Origin of the sequence: Collimonas sp., assembly GCF_035566555.1 — a bacterium.
Classification (GTDB): Bacteria; Pseudomonadota; Gammaproteobacteria; order Burkholderiales; family Burkholderiaceae_D; genus Collimonas.
The window spans coordinates 17,268-32,962 of record NZ_DATMRB010000141.1 but is presented as its reverse complement, the minus strand read 5'-3'; the positions used below and the strand labels follow the sequence as shown (position 1 = coordinate 32,962).

At 62.1% G+C, this 15,695-nt stretch carries 13 protein-coding genes and 1 pseudogene; 6 read left to right on the top strand and 8 right to left on the bottom strand.

What is annotated here, in order from left to right:
- Nucleotides 1–36: 36 nt before the first annotated feature.
- From VNZ65_RS17680 to VNZ65_RS17655, 6 genes are all read left to right on the top strand, one after another.
- Nucleotides 37–1,494 carry a Wadjet anti-phage system protein JetA family protein gene (locus VNZ65_RS17680; RefSeq protein WP_325671313.1) on the top strand — a complete coding sequence of 486 codons (1,458 nt, stop codon included), beginning with the start codon at nt 37–39 and terminating at the stop codon, nt 1,492–1,494.
- Nucleotides 1,481–2,206 (top strand): DUF4194 domain-containing protein, encoded by a 726-nt coding sequence (locus VNZ65_RS17675; RefSeq protein ID WP_325671311.1) that lies wholly within the window; start codon nt 1,481–1,483, stop codon nt 2,204–2,206. Before VNZ65_RS17680 ends, VNZ65_RS17675 begins: the two co-directional genes overlap by 14 nt.
- On the top strand, nt 2,203–5,826 hold the full coding sequence (locus VNZ65_RS17670) for an ATP-binding protein (protein ID WP_325671309.1): 3,624 nt from the start codon (nt 2,203–2,205) through the stop codon (nt 5,824–5,826). Before VNZ65_RS17675 ends, VNZ65_RS17670 begins: the two co-directional genes overlap by 4 nt.
- Nucleotides 5,823–6,416 carry a transglutaminase family protein gene (locus VNZ65_RS17665; protein WP_325671307.1) on the top strand — a complete coding sequence of 198 codons (594 nt, stop codon included), beginning with the start codon at nt 5,823–5,825 and terminating at the stop codon, nt 6,414–6,416. The genes VNZ65_RS17670 and VNZ65_RS17665 overlap by 4 nt, the downstream gene beginning before the upstream one ends.
- Nucleotides 6,417–6,467: 51 nt before the next feature.
- Complete coding sequence (locus tag VNZ65_RS17660; RefSeq protein WP_325671305.1) at nt 6,468–7,007, top strand: hypothetical protein; 540 nt, start codon at nt 6,468–6,470, stop codon at nt 7,005–7,007.
- Between the two features lie 94 nt (nt 7,008–7,101).
- Nucleotides 7,102–8,145, top strand: coding sequence for a 5'-methylthioadenosine/S-adenosylhomocysteine nucleosidase (locus tag VNZ65_RS17655; protein ID WP_325671304.1), 1,044 nt, complete (start codon nt 7,102–7,104; stop codon nt 8,143–8,145).
- Between the two features lie 88 nt (nt 8,146–8,233).
- On the opposite strand, the gene VNZ65_RS17650 is transcribed toward VNZ65_RS17655, so the two are convergent.
- The 8 genes and pseudogenes from VNZ65_RS17650 to VNZ65_RS17615 form a co-directional block, all read right to left on the bottom strand.
- Nucleotides 8,234–9,379, bottom strand: coding sequence for a D-alanyl-D-alanine carboxypeptidase family protein (locus VNZ65_RS17650; protein WP_325671302.1), 1,146 nt, complete (start codon nt 9,377–9,379; stop codon nt 8,234–8,236).
- 221 nt (nt 9,380–9,600) lie between these two features.
- Nucleotides 9,601–10,323: pseudogene (locus tag VNZ65_RS17645) on the bottom strand (alpha/beta hydrolase); the annotation flags it as partial.
- 59 nt (nt 10,324–10,382) lie between these two features.
- A complete protein-coding gene (locus tag VNZ65_RS17640) occupies nt 10,383–10,703 on the bottom strand; it encodes a (2Fe-2S) ferredoxin domain-containing protein (RefSeq protein WP_038493988.1) in 321 nt (106 codons plus the stop codon).
- Nucleotides 10,704–10,788: 85 nt separating this feature from the next.
- The gene (locus VNZ65_RS17635; protein WP_325671299.1) at nt 10,789–11,958 is read right to left on the bottom strand and encodes a VanZ family protein; all 1,170 of its coding nucleotides are present in this window, start codon (nt 11,956–11,958) and stop codon (nt 10,789–10,791) included.
- Entirely contained in the window at nt 11,958–12,557 is a 600-nt protein-coding gene (locus VNZ65_RS17630) for an ABC-type transport auxiliary lipoprotein family protein (RefSeq protein WP_325671297.1), read from the bottom strand. The genes VNZ65_RS17635 and VNZ65_RS17630 overlap by 1 nt, the downstream gene beginning before the upstream one ends.
- 74 nt (nt 12,558–12,631) lie before the next feature.
- Nucleotides 12,632–13,579: an MlaD family protein gene (locus VNZ65_RS17625; protein WP_325671295.1), complete on the bottom strand. Its 948-nt coding sequence runs from the start codon at nt 13,577–13,579 to the stop codon at nt 12,632–12,634.
- 31 nt (nt 13,580–13,610) lie between these two features.
- Nucleotides 13,611–14,441, bottom strand: coding sequence for an ABC transporter ATP-binding protein (locus VNZ65_RS17620; RefSeq protein ID WP_325671293.1), 831 nt, complete (start codon nt 14,439–14,441; stop codon nt 13,611–13,613).
- Complete coding sequence (locus tag VNZ65_RS17615) at nt 14,441–15,565, bottom strand: ABC transporter permease (protein ID WP_325671291.1); 1,125 nt, start codon at nt 15,563–15,565, stop codon at nt 14,441–14,443. The genes VNZ65_RS17620 and VNZ65_RS17615 overlap by 1 nt, the downstream gene beginning before the upstream one ends.
- Nucleotides 15,566–15,695 lie beyond the last annotated feature (130 nt).

Here is a 15,695-nt window from a genome sequence, read left to right as displayed (position 1 = left end):
ATATTCGTTTTTTTGCAACTTTTGCAGGCAATCCGATTGTTTTTTGAACCAGACAGATTAAATTTCTTCAGGCCCCTGGCCGGCAAGCACCGCGGCGTGGTGGTGGCTTGCGTGCGCGCGCTGTATGAGCGGCTGCACGGGCCGAGCGCCGATTACGGCCAGAACCTGACTCGCGACGGCTTGCGCGACCTGCTGCTGCCGGTGGTGCAGCAAGCGCTGCAAGAAGCACGTCAGACCATGCTGCAGCAGGACGAGGCCGCCGCCGAGCTGGCCGACGACGATCTGATCCCGGCCGGCGCCGACGACCAGCAGAGCAGCAGCGCGCTGCTGCGCACCTTGCTCAGGGACGGCTGGCTGGAAACCTTCGGCGACCGCGCCGGCCTGGTCACGGCCTACCGTTTCAGCCGTGCCGGCAAGCTGTTTGCAGAAGCCTTCTGGGCCATCGACCGGCGCAGCGCCCGCACCCGCCAGCGCAATGTGCGCAGCTGCCGCAATGCGCTCAACGCCGCGCTGCGCAATGTCGACGCCTACGACCTGATCGATGCTTACGACTACGCGGAGAAAGTCATCAGCGATTTGTCCGAGGGTGTCGATTATTTCCAGGAACTGGTGCGGCGCCTGATGCTGGAAGCATCGCAAACGCCATGGGACGGTTTCATGGAATTTCTCGACCGCTTCGAGAAAGAGTTCAAGAAGCAGCTCACCGCCGACAGCATCGAGCGCCACCGCCAGGCCATCCGCGACCTGATCGCGCGCCTGCACAGCCTGGAGCACGACCAGGCGCAGGCGCTGGAAGACCAGCTCAACGATATCGCGCGCTGGGCCAGCCAGGAACGGCAGGGGCCGTCGACGCTGGACTGGATGCTGGACCGCATCGAAGAAATGGTGGAAGCCGCCTGCACCACCAAGCATCCGGAGCTGATCAAGGCAATGAGTGTCTACATGCAGCGCGCCGCCAGCATCGTGCAGCAAGCCTTGATGCTGCGCGGCGGCCATACCCGCCAGGCCTACAGCGTGGCCATCAGCAAGATCGCCAGGCTGAGCGGCGCTGGCAATGCTCAGGATGCCTTGCTGGAACGGCTGGGCGCGGCCATTGCGCCGGCCGAAATCCGTTTGCTCGACCCCGCAACGTTCAAATTGCGCAGCGCTTCGCAGCGACGCCGTGCGCTGACCGTGACCGCGCAGCCCAAGGTCACGCGCGACGCCCGCCTGGCGGCTGCCATGTACCGCGCCGAAGCCGATGCCTTCGCCCTCTCCAACGACGACATCGTGCACCGCATCCGCGCCGAGCTGCGCCTGCGCGACCGGCCGATCCGCCTGTCGACCTTGCCGGTGGCGACCACCACCGACGTTCTCAACAATATGCAGATAGTGGAAGCCGTGCGCGGTGCGCGCGATGAACGGCTGACCGTGCAGAAATTGCCGAGCAAGCTCTGGAACGAGTTTTATGCCGGCGACGATTACCAGATCGAGATGAAACATGACACTGATTGAAGCATTGCATGAGCAGCTGGCGCTGCACAACCTGCCGCCGGAACGTTTCCGCGAGATCGTCGGCCGGCTGTTTGCCGCCGGCATCGTGATCCGCGAAGAAGACGGCGTCGAACAGCGTCTGTATGACGATGCGCGCCGTATCGAAGCCTGCCTGCACGATTATTTCCAGCTTGCCGGTTTCCGTCTTGAACATAACCTGAAGGGCGAATTTTTCCGGTTGTATGCGCCCGGCGCCGAAGTGCCGGGCATGCCGGAGGACGGGCTGGAGCCGGTGCCGGGCTTGCGCGCCAGGCTGTCGCCGGATTTCGTCGCCGCCGCCCTGGCGCTACGCTTCCAATACCAGCAGGGTTTGTCGGAAGGCGGCAACCGCCTCACCGATTCCGGCGAGGTGCTGACCCGCTTCGAAGAATTGTCGGCAACCTTGCAGACGCAATTGAAACGGGCGCTGCCGCCCACCAATATCGAGCGCCAGCGCTTGCTGAACGACCTCAAGCGCCATCGGCTGATCCGCCTGGCCGCCAATTTCTCCATGGACGATGAGGATGCGTTGCTGGCGATCCGGCCGACCATCCTCGGCATCATCAGCGACGACATGCTGGAAGCGGCGCTGGAATCCGAGCCGTTGCCGCTCGCTGTTGCCGACGATGAACAGCCCGGCGTGCAGGCAGCGATGGAAGAGCAGGAAGAAAGCATTGAAGGAAACATGGAATGAAGCTGGACAAACTGATCCTGGTGAACTGGGGCGCGCTGCGCTCGCAGGAATACCCGATGGGCAACATGACCTTACTGACAGGTCCTACCGGTTCCGGCAAGTCGACCATGCTGGACGCCTTGCAAACCGTGATGACAGCGGTCTACCAGAACATTTTCAGCTACAACCCGGGACAGGACGAAACCACCCAGGGCGCGCGCAACGGCAAGACCAAGCGCAGCCTGTGGTCCTACGTGGTCGGCGCCGAGGACAACCTGTTCGCTCGTCCCAACGGCGCACACGGCTATGTTGCCGCAGTGTTCAAGCCGAGCGAGGGCGAGGAGGGACGCGAGTTCACCGCGCTGGTGGCCGCTTCGGCACGCGTCGACGGCGCCGGCGAGCGGCGCCAGGCGGTATCGGAACGGCTGGCGCTGCTGATCATCGATGGCGTCGCCCTGCAGCTGGGTGACCTGACCTCGACCGAAATCGACGGCGGCATGGCGGTGGTGGCGGTGGAAAAGATCGAACGTCATCTGTCCGGGAAATATCACGGCGTCACCAACTTCCGCGACAGCAAGCGCGAGTACCTGTGCCAGCTGTACGGCCGCTTCCGTGGGCAGAAGACGGTCTCCTTCGCCGAAGCCGAAAGCGCGGCCCGCGCCTGGAGCCAGTCGATTGCGCATAAGCCGATCGGCAGCGTCGACGACCTGGTCAAGCACCAGATCCTGGAGCTCGACACCACCCAGCTGGGGCAACGCATCGGCCAGATCAGCAAGTTGATGCGCCAGGTCAACGAGCTGCGCAAGGAAGGCGAACGCCTGAGCGACAACGTCAAGCGCCTGGAACTGCTTGGCAAAGCTGTCAGCGACACTGCGCGCGCGCACCAGGCCGCCAGCCAGTCGCAGCTGCTGGCGTCGTCGCTGGCTTTGCGTGAAGACCAGCGCCAGCTGGAAGCGGCCAGTTCGGCGATCGAGGGTTTGCAGGCGCTCATCGACGACGAGAGCGAGAGCGTCGACAAGCTGGAGCAGGATCGCAACGCCAAGAACCGCAGCCTGACGCAGATCCATGCGCAGATGATGGGGATTCCCGCCGTCGAGCAAAAGACCCGCATCCAGAATCAGATCGAGCAGTGCGACGGCAAGATCAAGGCGGTCTTCAATTCGCTGTTGCATAACGCGCAGACGGCGCAGCAGCTGGACAGCGCTGCGCGCAACGTCGCCGGCATGCAGATCCCGCCGCAGCAAAAGGAAATTGCCGATGCCGCCCGCCAGGTCGTGCTGGCGCTGGCCGCTGCCGGTACGCTGGAGATTGCCAGTCATCTGCGCAGCATTGGCGAACTGGCCAAGGCCGAGCAGGTCGACGTATTGAAATCGCTGATGCTGGTCAGTGGCTTTGAAGGCGTCGACGCCGCGCTGGTGAAGCTGCACGGCGCGCTGGCCGGTACCGAAAAGAGTTTTGTCTCCGCCCTGCATACCCAGATCGCGCAATTGCGCGCCGGCGAGCACGAAGCTTTGCGCCGCGAAAAAGACGCCGCTTCGCGCAAAGCCAACCTGGCCGAGGGCGGCGCCGATTATCCCGCGCATATCCGCCACGCGCTGAAAGAATTCCGCGCCGAACTCGGCGCCGCCCGCGCCCAGGTGCTGTGCGACCTGGTGGAACCGGCCTCGGCCGAATGGCAGGCGGCGATTGAAGGCTATCTCGGCGGCGCCCGTTTCAACCTGGTGGTGGACCAGGCCTGGGAAGGCAAGGCGATCGATTTCGTGCGCCAGAAAAAACTGCGCGCCAATGTGATCCAGGGCAGCTTTTGCCTGAAGAACCTGAAAATCGAAAGAACGCCGAGCGACTCGATCATCCACGAACTCAGCACAGAGCATCCGATCGCCCACGCCTACCTGCACGACCAGTTCGGCCAGGTGGTCAAGGTGGCCGATACCGAGGCGCTGCGCCATACTTCGCGCGGCCTGACCAAGGACGGCAAGGGCAGCGGATCGCGCACCATGTTCACCACCGATACCGACATGCTGGTGTTCGGCCAGGAAGCCAAGCGCCTCGCCAAGCAGCGCGCCGAACAGGAGCATGCGCAGGCCGAGCAGGAACTGACCCAGATCCGCGTCCAGCTGCGCGAACTGCAAGGTGCGCTGGCGCTGATGGGACAGTTGCAATGTCCTTCGTTCGCCGCTATCGATAAGCTGGAAAACCTGGTGCGGCAGCTGGATGCAGCGCGCCAGGACATGAGCCGGCTCGACCTGACCCAGGTCAGCAAGCTGGAAGACGAAGCGCAGGCGCTGGGCCTGGAAATCGCTGCGCTGGAAGCGCGCAAGACAGCCTGCAGCAAGAACATCGGCGGTCATGAAAAAGCCATCCAGGGTCATCAGGCGGCGATTACACGCCTGAACTTCGGTCTCGGCGGCAAGCAGGCAAGGGTCGACGCCGACAGCGAACGCCTGCGCCAGCTGTGCGTAGTCAATGGCAGCCTGTCGTTCACTGCCGTGACCGATGAAGTGGCGGACTGGGTCAGCGACGGCAGTTATTCACAGACTCAGGCAGCGAACAACGTCGGCAAGCAGACCGCGCTCAGCTGGCAGCTGTACGGCGATGCGCGCAACGCGCTGGGCGAATACCACGCCCATGCCCGTATCGACGAACGCTTCGAAATCGCCCAGGGCGAAGATCTGCGCGACGGCGACTTCACGCCGCTGTACGCCATGATGGTGACCTTGCAGGAGCGCACCCGCGCCCAGTTGACGCGGCAGAAAGACATCGGCCTGATCAAGAACCTGGAACAGCTACGCACTGCCGAATCCTCGTTCAACGACGTTTTCACCAAGCAGTTCTGTTACGAGATCCGGAATGCCGTCGATACCGGCGTCCGCACCCTCAAGACACTGAATACCGAACTCGACAAACTCAAGTTCGGTACCGACAAATTCCGCATCGACTGGTCGGAATGGATTCCGGAGTTCAAGGCCTACTACGACTTCTTCTGCGCCACCTCGGAAATGGCGGATACCCAGGAAGCCAGCAGCAGCCTGTTCGCCGATCCTGCCTTGAGCGCCGAGAATTGCCTGGTGCGCGACCGCCTGGTGCAACTGCTGTTGTCGGACGATGAAGACAAGGCGGTCAAGGAATTGCAGCGGGTTGCCGACTATCGCAACTACCGCCGCTACGAAATCTACAAGGAATCCGATACCGGTTCGCACGTGCGCTTGTCCGAGTGGGGCACCGGTTCCGGCGGCCAGCTGGAAACACCCGCCTACATCATCCACGCGGCCGTTGTGACCAACCGTCTCAAGCGCTTCGAGAAAGGCAATAGCCTGCATCTGCTGGTCAACGACGAATCGTTCGCCAAGATGGATGAAGGGCGCGCACGCGATGTCTTGAAATTCCTGCGCGACAATCTCGGCATGCAGCTGATCTGCGCCATGCCGACCAAGCACGCCGGCGCCATCAAGCCGGAATTTTCGCGCGAATGGAGTTTCAGCCGCACCGTCGCCGACGGCAACGGCGAGGTTGGCTTCGTTTCCGAATCGGATGAACGCGAACTACGCTCCGACAAGTTGCGCGAACTGTGGGAATTGCGGCGCGCCCAGGTGCGCGAGCAGGCGCAGATGAATTTTGAAGCGGCGGAGCAGGCAGCGTGAATCCCTATCTTGCGTTCAGCACCTACATCGACGGTGACCACCCGCAGGTAGCCGCCAAGGCAGCGGCACTGGCGGCTGGTTGCGCCAGCGAAGAGGATGTGGTCAAAGCCTGCTTCGAATTCGTACGCGACGCCATCCAGCACAGCTGGGATTTCAAGCGCGATCCGGTGACTTGCCGCGCTTCCGATGTGTTACTCCATGGCACCGGCTATTGCTATGCCAAGAGCCATTTGCTGGCGGCGCTGTTGCGCCGCAACGGCATTCCGGCCGGCTTGTGTTACCAGCGTTTGTCGGTGGGCATGGAAGGGCCGCCGTTTTGCCTGCACGGATTGAACGCGGTCTATCTGAAGAATCACGGCTGGTACCGCATCGATGCACGCGGCAACAAGCCGGGCGTGGATGCGCAATTCATGCCACCGCTGGAACGGCTGGCGTTTCCGGTGCTGGCGGAACAGGAAAGGGATTTGCCGGAAATCTGGGCCGAACCCTTGCCGCAGGTGGTGCATGCATTATTGGCGTATTCTTCTGTGCGGGAAGTCGCTGAAAACCTTCCCGATATTGAATTGATCTCGGCTCGTTCGCTGAATTGATCCGCTGAGTTAATCCTATTAACTGATTTTTCGGCATTTGGAGTTAGGCGCATGGCAATTCCTGCTCATCCTTCCCTGGTGGTTTATCTCGGCATTGCCGCGCTGGTGGTCTGGCGCCTGTATTCGCGCGTCCGGCGCATGGTCGGGCGGCAGAAAATGTCGGATCGGCGGACCTGGATCCGCATCGTGTTTTTCAGCGTCCTGATCGCGATGCTGTTGCTTGGCTCCGTCGTGCACCCGATGCATGCGGCGGCGCTGCTGGGCGGGACCGCGGCTGGGGCAGCCCTGGGCTGGTATGGCATCCGGCTGACCCGGTTCGAGCAGACACCGGAGGGGCTGTTTTACACCCCGAGCCTGCATCTGGGGATAGCGCTGTCGGCGTTGTTCATCGGCCGCCTGGTGTATCGCGGCGTGCTGCTTTATTCGGCATCGGGCGTGGCGTCGAATACCTTTCCATCCGCTGAATTTTCCGGCAGCCCGCTGACCTTGCTGATCTTCGGCATCTTGGCCGGTTACTACGTCGCCTACGCGGTCGGCTTGCTGCTGTGGCGTCGCCGGGTGCTCCCTGCCGGGCGGGAAATGCGTCAATAGTCTTTTCTGCAAGATGTTCTCTGAGTTATCCTGTCCGCTGCAGTGCTCCTGATGACTTGATGCCTGCAGCCATCTCTAAGCGAAAGGAAAGCCCTTGCCTGTCTCCAAGCCCCTATTTAAAACCCTGCGCCGCAGCGCTTCCGCCTTGCTGCTTGGCGCCGCACTGAGCAGCGCTGCCGCCGCCGCGCCAACAGCCGACAAGCATTGCCTGAGCGACTGCAAGCCGCGCATCGGCATCGTCTCTGCCTTCGGCGCCGAGGCCGATATCCTGCTGGAACAGACGCAGAAAAAGCGCGACTGGAAAATCAACGGCAACCGCTTTACTACCGGCGAACTGCGCGGCAATCCGGTGGTGATCGTGCTGAGCGGCGTCAGCGTGGTGAACGCCACCATGGTGACGCAGCTGATGATGGATCATTTCCATGTCGAGCGTTTGCTGATGAGCGGTATCGCCGGCGGCGTCAACCCGGACAACCATGTTGGCGACGTGATCGTGCCGGAAAGCTGGGCGATGCCGATGGAAGTTTACTGGAATGGCGACGGCAGTCTGCCGGCGCCATGCGGCACGGCCGGCGATGTCGGCTGCCTGGGCGTCAGGCTGGCGACGGAAAACGGCAAGCCGCGTCCGGATTTCAAGATCGCTACGCCGCAGGGGCCGGTCAGCAGCGGTTTGTTCATGCGCGAAAATTTCGTGATGAATGCCAGTAATGCGCCGCAAGGCGAATTCCGCTTCGATTTCCAGGCCGATGCCGAGATGCTGGCGCTGGCGCGCACCTTGAAGCCGGCGCTGGCCAAGTGCGGACCGAAAAATCCGTCGCTGTGCGTCAGCGTCCAGCCTGAGCTGCGGGTCGGCGGCCGCGGCGTCTCCGGCAGCGCATTCCTGGCCAATCCCGACTACCGTGCTTATCTCTATGAGAACCTGCAGGCGCAGGTAGTGGATATGGAGACTGCCGCTTTCGCCCAGGTGGCGTACGCCAACCGCGTGCCTTTCATTGCCTTCCGCAGCCTGTCGGACCTGGCCGGCGGCAATGACTTCAAGGATGTCGGCGCCTTCTTCGGCAGCGGCCTGGCGGAAACCAACGAAGCCAGCGTGACGCTGGCTTTCCTGGAAGCGTGGAACCATCGTCAGAAGCGCTGAAGCGAGGCGCGTTTGAATGGCAGCATAAAAAATGACAGCCGCGGCTGTCATTTTTTATGTGCAGCCCTTCAGGGCCAGGGCTACATTGTTACTTGAACATCAGGCGGATCGAATCCCAGGCGCGGCCGAAGATGGTGGCCTGGCCGACGCTTTCCAGCGCCACTACCGGGAATTCGGCAATCGTCTTGCCGTCAGCGTTGACCTTGACCGCGCCAACCTTGGCGTTCTGCTGGATCGGTGCGATCAGCGGGTCGGTGCGTTCCAGAACCGGCTTGATCTTGTCGGCGATGCCCTTCGGTACGGTCACGTAGACGTCGTGCGTGAAGCCGATCTTGACCAGATTCTTGGCGCCTTTCCAGACTTGCGGGGTGTCGATGGCAGTGTCCTTGGCGTACAGCTTGACCGCGTCAAAGTTCTGGTAGCCCCAGTTCAACAGCTTCTGCGCTTCCTGGGTGCGGGTGCCGTCGGAGTTGGTGCCGATGACGACAGCCAGCAGGCGGCGGTCGCCGCCGGCGTTCGGACGCTTGGCGCTGGCGATGATGGAGTAGCCGGCGCTGCTGGTATGGCCGGTCTTCATGCCGTCGACGGTCGGATCGCTCCACAGCAGGCGGTTGCGGTTAGGCTGGGTGATCTTGTTGTAGGTGTACTTCTTGGTCGAGTCGATCTTGTAGAACTCGGGGAAGTCGGTGATCACGTGCGCCGCCAGCGTGGAGAGGTCACGCGCGGTGGAGTAGGTGTCGGCGCTAGGCAAGCCGTGCGGATTGCCGAAATGGGTGTTTTTCATGCCCATGCGCTGCGCTTCCTGGTTCATCAGCGCGACGAACGAGTCTTCGGTGCCGGCGACGGCTTCCGCCAGCGCGACCGCGGCGTCGTTACCCGAAACCACCATCAGGCCGTACAGCAGGTCGTTGATCGACACTGGGGTGGCCGGATCGATAAACATCTTCGAGCTGCTCGGGTCGACCTTCCAGGCGCGTACCGACACGGTCACCATCTGGTCGAGGCTGATCTTCTTGTCCTTGAGGGCGTCGAAGACCACATAGGCGGTCATGATCTTGGCCAGCGAAGCCGGCTCGATGCGCATGTCAGGATCTTGCGCAGCGATCACCTGGTTGCTGGTGGTGTCCAGCAGCAGCCATGATTTTGCCGCCACGGTCGGCGACGGCAAGGTCTGGGCAAAGGCAACGGATATGGAGAGGACAGTTGCAGCAAGCGCCGCGAATATTTTTTTCATGGAGTATCGAGTAATGAAATCAGGACCAGCAAACCTGCATCGATGGTGATAAGAAGCAACTTTATTGGCGTGAATGGGTTGAAAACGGGTCGAAAAATGCTTAAGCGGAGGCGGTGAGCAAACAACCGCAAACAAGCGTGCCGACAGAATTATAGCGCTACCGCCTCGCCGGTCGACTTAACAATCATTCAAGCAGCTTGAATTGCGTTCGAATCGCCGGCTCAGCGATGCCACATTTCGACCATGAGATTCTTGATATGTTGCAAGCGCCGGTGAAAAAAATGATCGGCGCCGGGAATCACGATCACCGGGATGTCTTGCGGGCGCGCCCATTCAAACACCGCAGTCAGTGGAATGGTCTCGTCCAGTTCGCCATGGATCAGGATACTGTTGGCCGGCACTGTCGGCAGCGGCCATTTGCCGGCAGCGGTGCCGACCAGCACCAGCCGCTCGGCCGGCGTGCCGGCATCGATCAGCCGCTGCTGCAGTTGCGACTGCACGAAGGTGCCGAAAGAAAAGCCGCCCAGCGCCAGCGGCAGTTCCGGATACTGCTGGCGCATGTGGGCCAGCAGCAGCGCCATGTCGTCGGTCTCGCCGCGGCCTTCGTCGTGCACCCCTTCGGATTTGCCGACGCCGCGGAAATTCATGCGCACCGTGACGTAACCCAGCGCCAGGAAAGCGCGCGCCAGCGTATGCGCCACCTTGTTGTCCATGGTGCCGCCGAACAGCGGATGGGGATGCGCCACCAGCGCCAGGCCGCGCGGCTCCGGGAAAGTTGTGGCGTCAGGCAGGTCTAGCGCACATTCGAGCTGGCCGACGGCGCCGGCGATGAAGAAGGGGAGAGTTTGAGCGTTCATTGGATGGAATTGATTCGATGAGACTGTTTTGCCATCGTGAGTAGTTGATTTGTACTTCTTGTTTAGAGGTAGGGTGGGCAGGCTTTTGTGCCCACGCGGATGGCGCTACAGCGTGGGCACAAAAGCCTGTCCATCCTACACACTGCTTAAATTTTGAGGCGTTCAACGATCTTGCCGCCGACGATATGGACATCAATGATTTCGTCGATATCTTCATTGTCGACATAGGTATACCAGGTGCCTTGCGGATAGATCACCAGCGCCGGGCCTTCTTCGCAGCGCTCCAGGCAGCCGGCCTTGTTGATGCGCACCTTGCCGTCGCCGGCCAGGCCGAGCTGCTTGATGCGCTTCTTGGCATGTTCCTGCGCCGCCTGGGCGCCGCTGTTGGCGCAGCAGACCCGCTCGCCGGGGGCGCGCTGATTGAGGCAGAAGAAGACGTGGTGTTCGTAGAATGGTTTGTCGCTCATGGTCTCGGAATGATGGGTTGCGTGCTGCAAGCATGAATACAGGCAGGAATCATACACCTGCACGGGTTTTGTTTCCTGCTTGCCGCTATCTGGAATCCCGTTGCTGCTTGCCGGCGCGCCGCTTGTGCATCGGGTGCAGCAGGAACCACAGCGTGCAGAACGGCCACAGCATGGCGAGGAATTGGGCGACGCCGTTAAAGTTGAGGAATTTCCCCTGGGTCCAGGTCTGCACCGTTTCGACGTAATACGGGTTGTCAGGCATGACATTCACCAGCAGCAGCGCGATGACCAGGGTCAGCGCCGCCAGTCGCCGTTGCGCCAGCGGCGGTGCGTAGGCCAGGCCGCTCAGCATGAGGCCGCCGATCAGCAAACCGCCGAAGGAGCCGGGGGTGAGCCAGACCAGGGCGTTATCCGGTGCAAACAGCAGCGCTGTCGCCAGCGTCTTGGCCATCAGCGTCAGGAACACCAGCAGCAGGCTGAGCGGCAGCTTGGGCGCCTGCTGGCGCAGCAGGATCAGGAAAGTCAGGGCGGCGCCGGTCAGGCCGCAGGCGGTGATGATGGTTTCGGTCAGCCAGTACTGGTCGGCGCTGAACTGGAAATCGCTGGTGATCCAGCCTTGCAGATCGACCGGTTGCTCCATCAGGTCGGACAGCCAGGAGGACAGCATCGAAGTTACCTGGCCGAAGCCGAACAGGTGGCTGAGCGGATAGATTTGCGCCAGCGGCCACAAGGCTACCACCACCATGCCCTGGCTGGCTTCGCGGTTGAACCAGCGTTCTCGCAGTTGCAGCAGGCGGCTGTCCGGCCCGAAGCGCGGGCGCAGGATAGCTCCCAGCATCGCTCCAAGCAGGGCGCCGATGCTGTTGGTCATCAGGTCCAGGTTGGAGGCAACCCGGGTCGGCAGGAAGGTCTGCACCGCTTCCATGCTGCCGGAGATGAGCACCCCGGCGATGGTGGCGAGCAGCACCGCCCAGTAAGGCGACCAGCGGCGCCAGCGCGGCAAGGACAAGACCATCAGCATGCCCAGCGGCAGATAGCCGGCGACATTGGTCCAGACATCGAACACGGTCCAATAGTGCGGCAGCGGCGCGCTCAGGTAGGCGAAGGCGGTCAAGCCGAGATCGCGCCAGCCGGCGAACGGATACCAGCTGGCATAGATGATCAGCAGCAGGTAGATCAGCAGGCTGACGCGCGCAAATGATGATGCCGCCAAAGAGCGCGGTGCGGCGGTTTCCGGTGCGGAATTCTGCGCCATTATTTTTTCGGCGCCACCGTCGCCAGCCAGGTCATCATGTCACCGATCACGGCATCGTTGGCGCTGACGAAAGCGCGCGCCGCGCCGGCGGCATCGGCGCTAGGTGCATCCGCCCGGCCGCTGAAGCTCTTTTGCGCCAGCAGCAGACGGCCGTTGAAGAGCGAGGCGCGCACCTGCAAGGTCGCCACGCTGTGCGAGGGCGTATCGAAGGTTTGCGTGAAATCGTCCATATCGATGCGCAACAGCGGCACGTTGAGGGCCGCATCCGACATCGCCAGCACCGCGCTGCCGTTCTGCGCCAGGCGCGCTTTCAGGCGCTGCTGGAACAGCTGCGCCGGCGGCATGGTCCAGCGGCTGCTGGCGTAGGGGCGCGGCTGCTGTTCGTTGGCATAGGCCAGGCGGAAGAACATCATGCTGTTGTCCAGCCAGGCGGGGGCGTTGACGTCGGCCACGCTGATGGCGGCCAGGGCCGGTGCAACGGGTGCGGCGACGGCCGGCAGCAGGCCGAGATCGTACTGGGTCGGGGCATCGACCTTGCTGGCGCAACCGGCGATCAGCGCAATGGCCAGGAGGGATGAAAGAATTTTAGAAATTGTCATGGCTTACCCTTTTTTAGTCGAGGACAGAGTAATTCGCCACGCTACGGTGGCTAATAAACTCTGTCCCCAATTTGTTATCTTACCGGCGCGACAAATCCAGCCTCGCCCGGACCCGGCGGCAGGCCTTTGCTGCCGAACAGGATGCTTTGCGGCTGCTGGTTGAAGTGATCCAGGGTCTGGTTCAGCGTCCGCATCGAGCTGCGCGCTTCATTTGTCAGCGTATTGAAGCGCGGCAGCGTATCGTATTCGACGCCACTGGCCACCGAGCCGATGTTCTGCACCGCGCCAGTCAGGTTGGTGACGGCGCCGTCCGGTCCCTGCAGGCTGGCGGTCAGGCTGTTCAAGTTCTTGCTGAGCACGCTCATGTTGTTCGACAGCGTTGTGATCGAGGCCAGCGCCTGGTTCAGCTCGCCGGTCAGGGCTGGCAGCTGGCGGATGGTCGGCTCCAGTTTCTGCGGGATGTCCCGGTATGCGTTGGCGGTATCGCTGACATCGCTGAAGGCTTTCACCATGGTTTTCTGGTTTGCCGGGTCCAGCAGGTCGTTGAGCTTGTTGATCATCTCGTCGGCGCGCGACAGGATGATCGCGCCCTTGCTCTGCAGGTTGTCGAACAGGCTGGGGCGCAGTTCGATGCGCGCCAGCTGCTGCTTGCTGCTGGCCAGCTTGACCGGCTTGCTGCCGTCGTCGTCCAGCTGGATATAGGCGATGCCGGTGACGCCCTGATAACCCAGGGTGGCAAAGGTGGATTGCGTCACCGGCGTGTCCGGATTGATCTTGATCTTGATCAGGATCTGGCCGGGAAACTTGGGATCGAAGGTGATCGTATCGACCTTGCCGGCGTCCAGCCCGCGATAGCGGACATCGGCTTGCGGATTGAGGCCGGGCACCGACAGCTTGGTGGCGATTTCATAAGGGACCCGTTCGACGCGGTCGCTGTTGAACCACATGACGCCGATGATCGCCGCGATCAGCAAGATCACGGTGAACAGGCCGGCGATCAGGGCATGTGCTTTGTTTTCCATGGTGTTTCCTATCTATGCTGCCAGCAGCGGCTTAGCCGCAAGTGTCGTGTTCATAGCGGTTGGCTGTAAGAAAAAATGTCTCGATAAAGGGATGCCGTACTTTCATGACGCGCTCCGGCGTGTCGTAGGCGATCACGTGCTTGTCTGCCAGCACCGCGATCTTGGTCGACAGCGCCAGCAACGGCTCCAGGTCGTGGGTGATCATCACCACGGTCAGGCTCATGTCCTTGTGCAGCGAACGTATCAATTCGATGAAGGCGGCCGAGGACGCCGGATCGAGGCCGGCGGTCGGTTCGTCCAGGAACAGCAGCTCCGGTTCCAGCGCCAGCGCGCGTGCCAGCGCCACCCGCTTGATCATGCCGCCGGACAGGTCGGACGGCATCTTCAGCGCATGCTCGGGGCCGATGCCGGCCATCTGCAGCTTGAGCAGGGCGGCGTCGCGGATCAGCTTGTCGGGCAAGGCGCGCAGCTCGCGCATCGGCAGCGCGACGTTGTCCAGCACAGTCAGCGCGGAAAACAGCGCGCCTTGCTGGAACAGCATGCCCCAGCGGTTTTGCAGCGCATACATCTGTTCCACGTCGGCCTGGCTGATGTCGGTGCCGAACACGCTGACCTTGCCCTTGGTCGGACGGTTGAGGCCAAGGATCTGCCGCACCAGCGTGGTCTTGCCGGAGCCGGAGCCGCCCACCAGGCCGACGATTTCACCGGCCGCGACGCTTAGGTCGAGGTCCTGGTGGATCACTACCGGGCCGAACTGGGTCCACAGCTTGTCGATCTCGATAATCGGCTGGGCGCTCGGCTGGATACCCGGTTGAGCACTTGGTTGCGTGCTTAGTGGCGTGCTTAGTTGCGTGTTATCCATCAGAACCCCACGCCGCTGAAAATGATGGCGAAGATGGCGTCGGCCACGATCACGATGGTGATCGCGGTCACCACAGAGGTGGTGGTGCCATGGCCCAGGCTTTCCGTATTCGGCTCGATGCGCAGGCCGAAATAGCAGGCCACCATGGCAATCAGCCCGCCGAACACCGCGCCTTTGCCGAGCCCGATCAGATAATTCGGCAGCGGCACCGCATTTGGCAGCTGCTGCAGGAAATAGGTCGGCGACAGGCCCAGCTGCAATTGCGCTGCCGTCATCCCGCCCAGCAAGGCGATGGCGTCGGTCCAGATCACCAGCAAGGGCATCGCCACCAGCAAGGCCAGCACCCGCGGCAGGATCAGGCGGAAGCCGTGCGGCAGGCCCATCACCAGCATCGCGTCCAGTTCCTCGGTGACGCGCATCACGCCCAGCTGGGCGGTGATCGCTGAGCCGGAGCGGCCTGCTACCAGGATCGCGGCTAATAGCGGTCCGAGTTCGCGGATGATGCTCATGCCGAGGATGTTGACCAGGTAGATGTCGCCGCCAAAGGTATGCAGCTGCTGCGCCGACAGGAAAGACAGCACCACGCCGATCAGGAAGCCGACCAGCGCCGTGATGCCGAGCGCCTGGTAGCCGACATGATAGATATTCGCGGAAATTTCTTTCCAAGGCGCGCGCTGCGGCAGCTGCAGCATGCGCAGGAAATCCAGCACCAGCTGCCCCAGCAGGGTGATGAAGCCGGCCACATGGCTGAGGGTGTCGCTGCCCATGTCGTAGATGGCGTTGAACAGGCGCCGCCGCGGCGGCTTGGGCGGCAGTTGCAGCGGCCCGGCGTCGGCCAGGCGCTGGAAAAAGTCGCGGTGCTGCGGCGCCACGGTCAGTTGCGGCGGCCGCTGCTTGCCCCAGGCATTCCACAGCAGCTGGGCGCCGATATGGTCGAGCGTGCCGACCTGCGTCAGATCCCAGCGCAGCGCGGTCGACTGCCGGCTCAAGCCTTTCAGCTTGGCCTCGATGGCCTGGATCACGCCCGGCCGGGTCAGGGCGTGCACCTGCCAGTTGCCGCGCGCGGCGACCAGGCTGCCATCTGTAATATCGAGAACGGGCGTGGAGGAATCGGGATTCGGCATCGCACCAGTTTAAGGGAGAATCGTGCTTAGCACTATTGCAGTAGTGATAAAACTTGTAGGTAAAGTGTAATAGGACGGAGTAGTTGCCTGTTATGAAATAAAAATCCAGGGCGATGACAGGCGCTTGCGC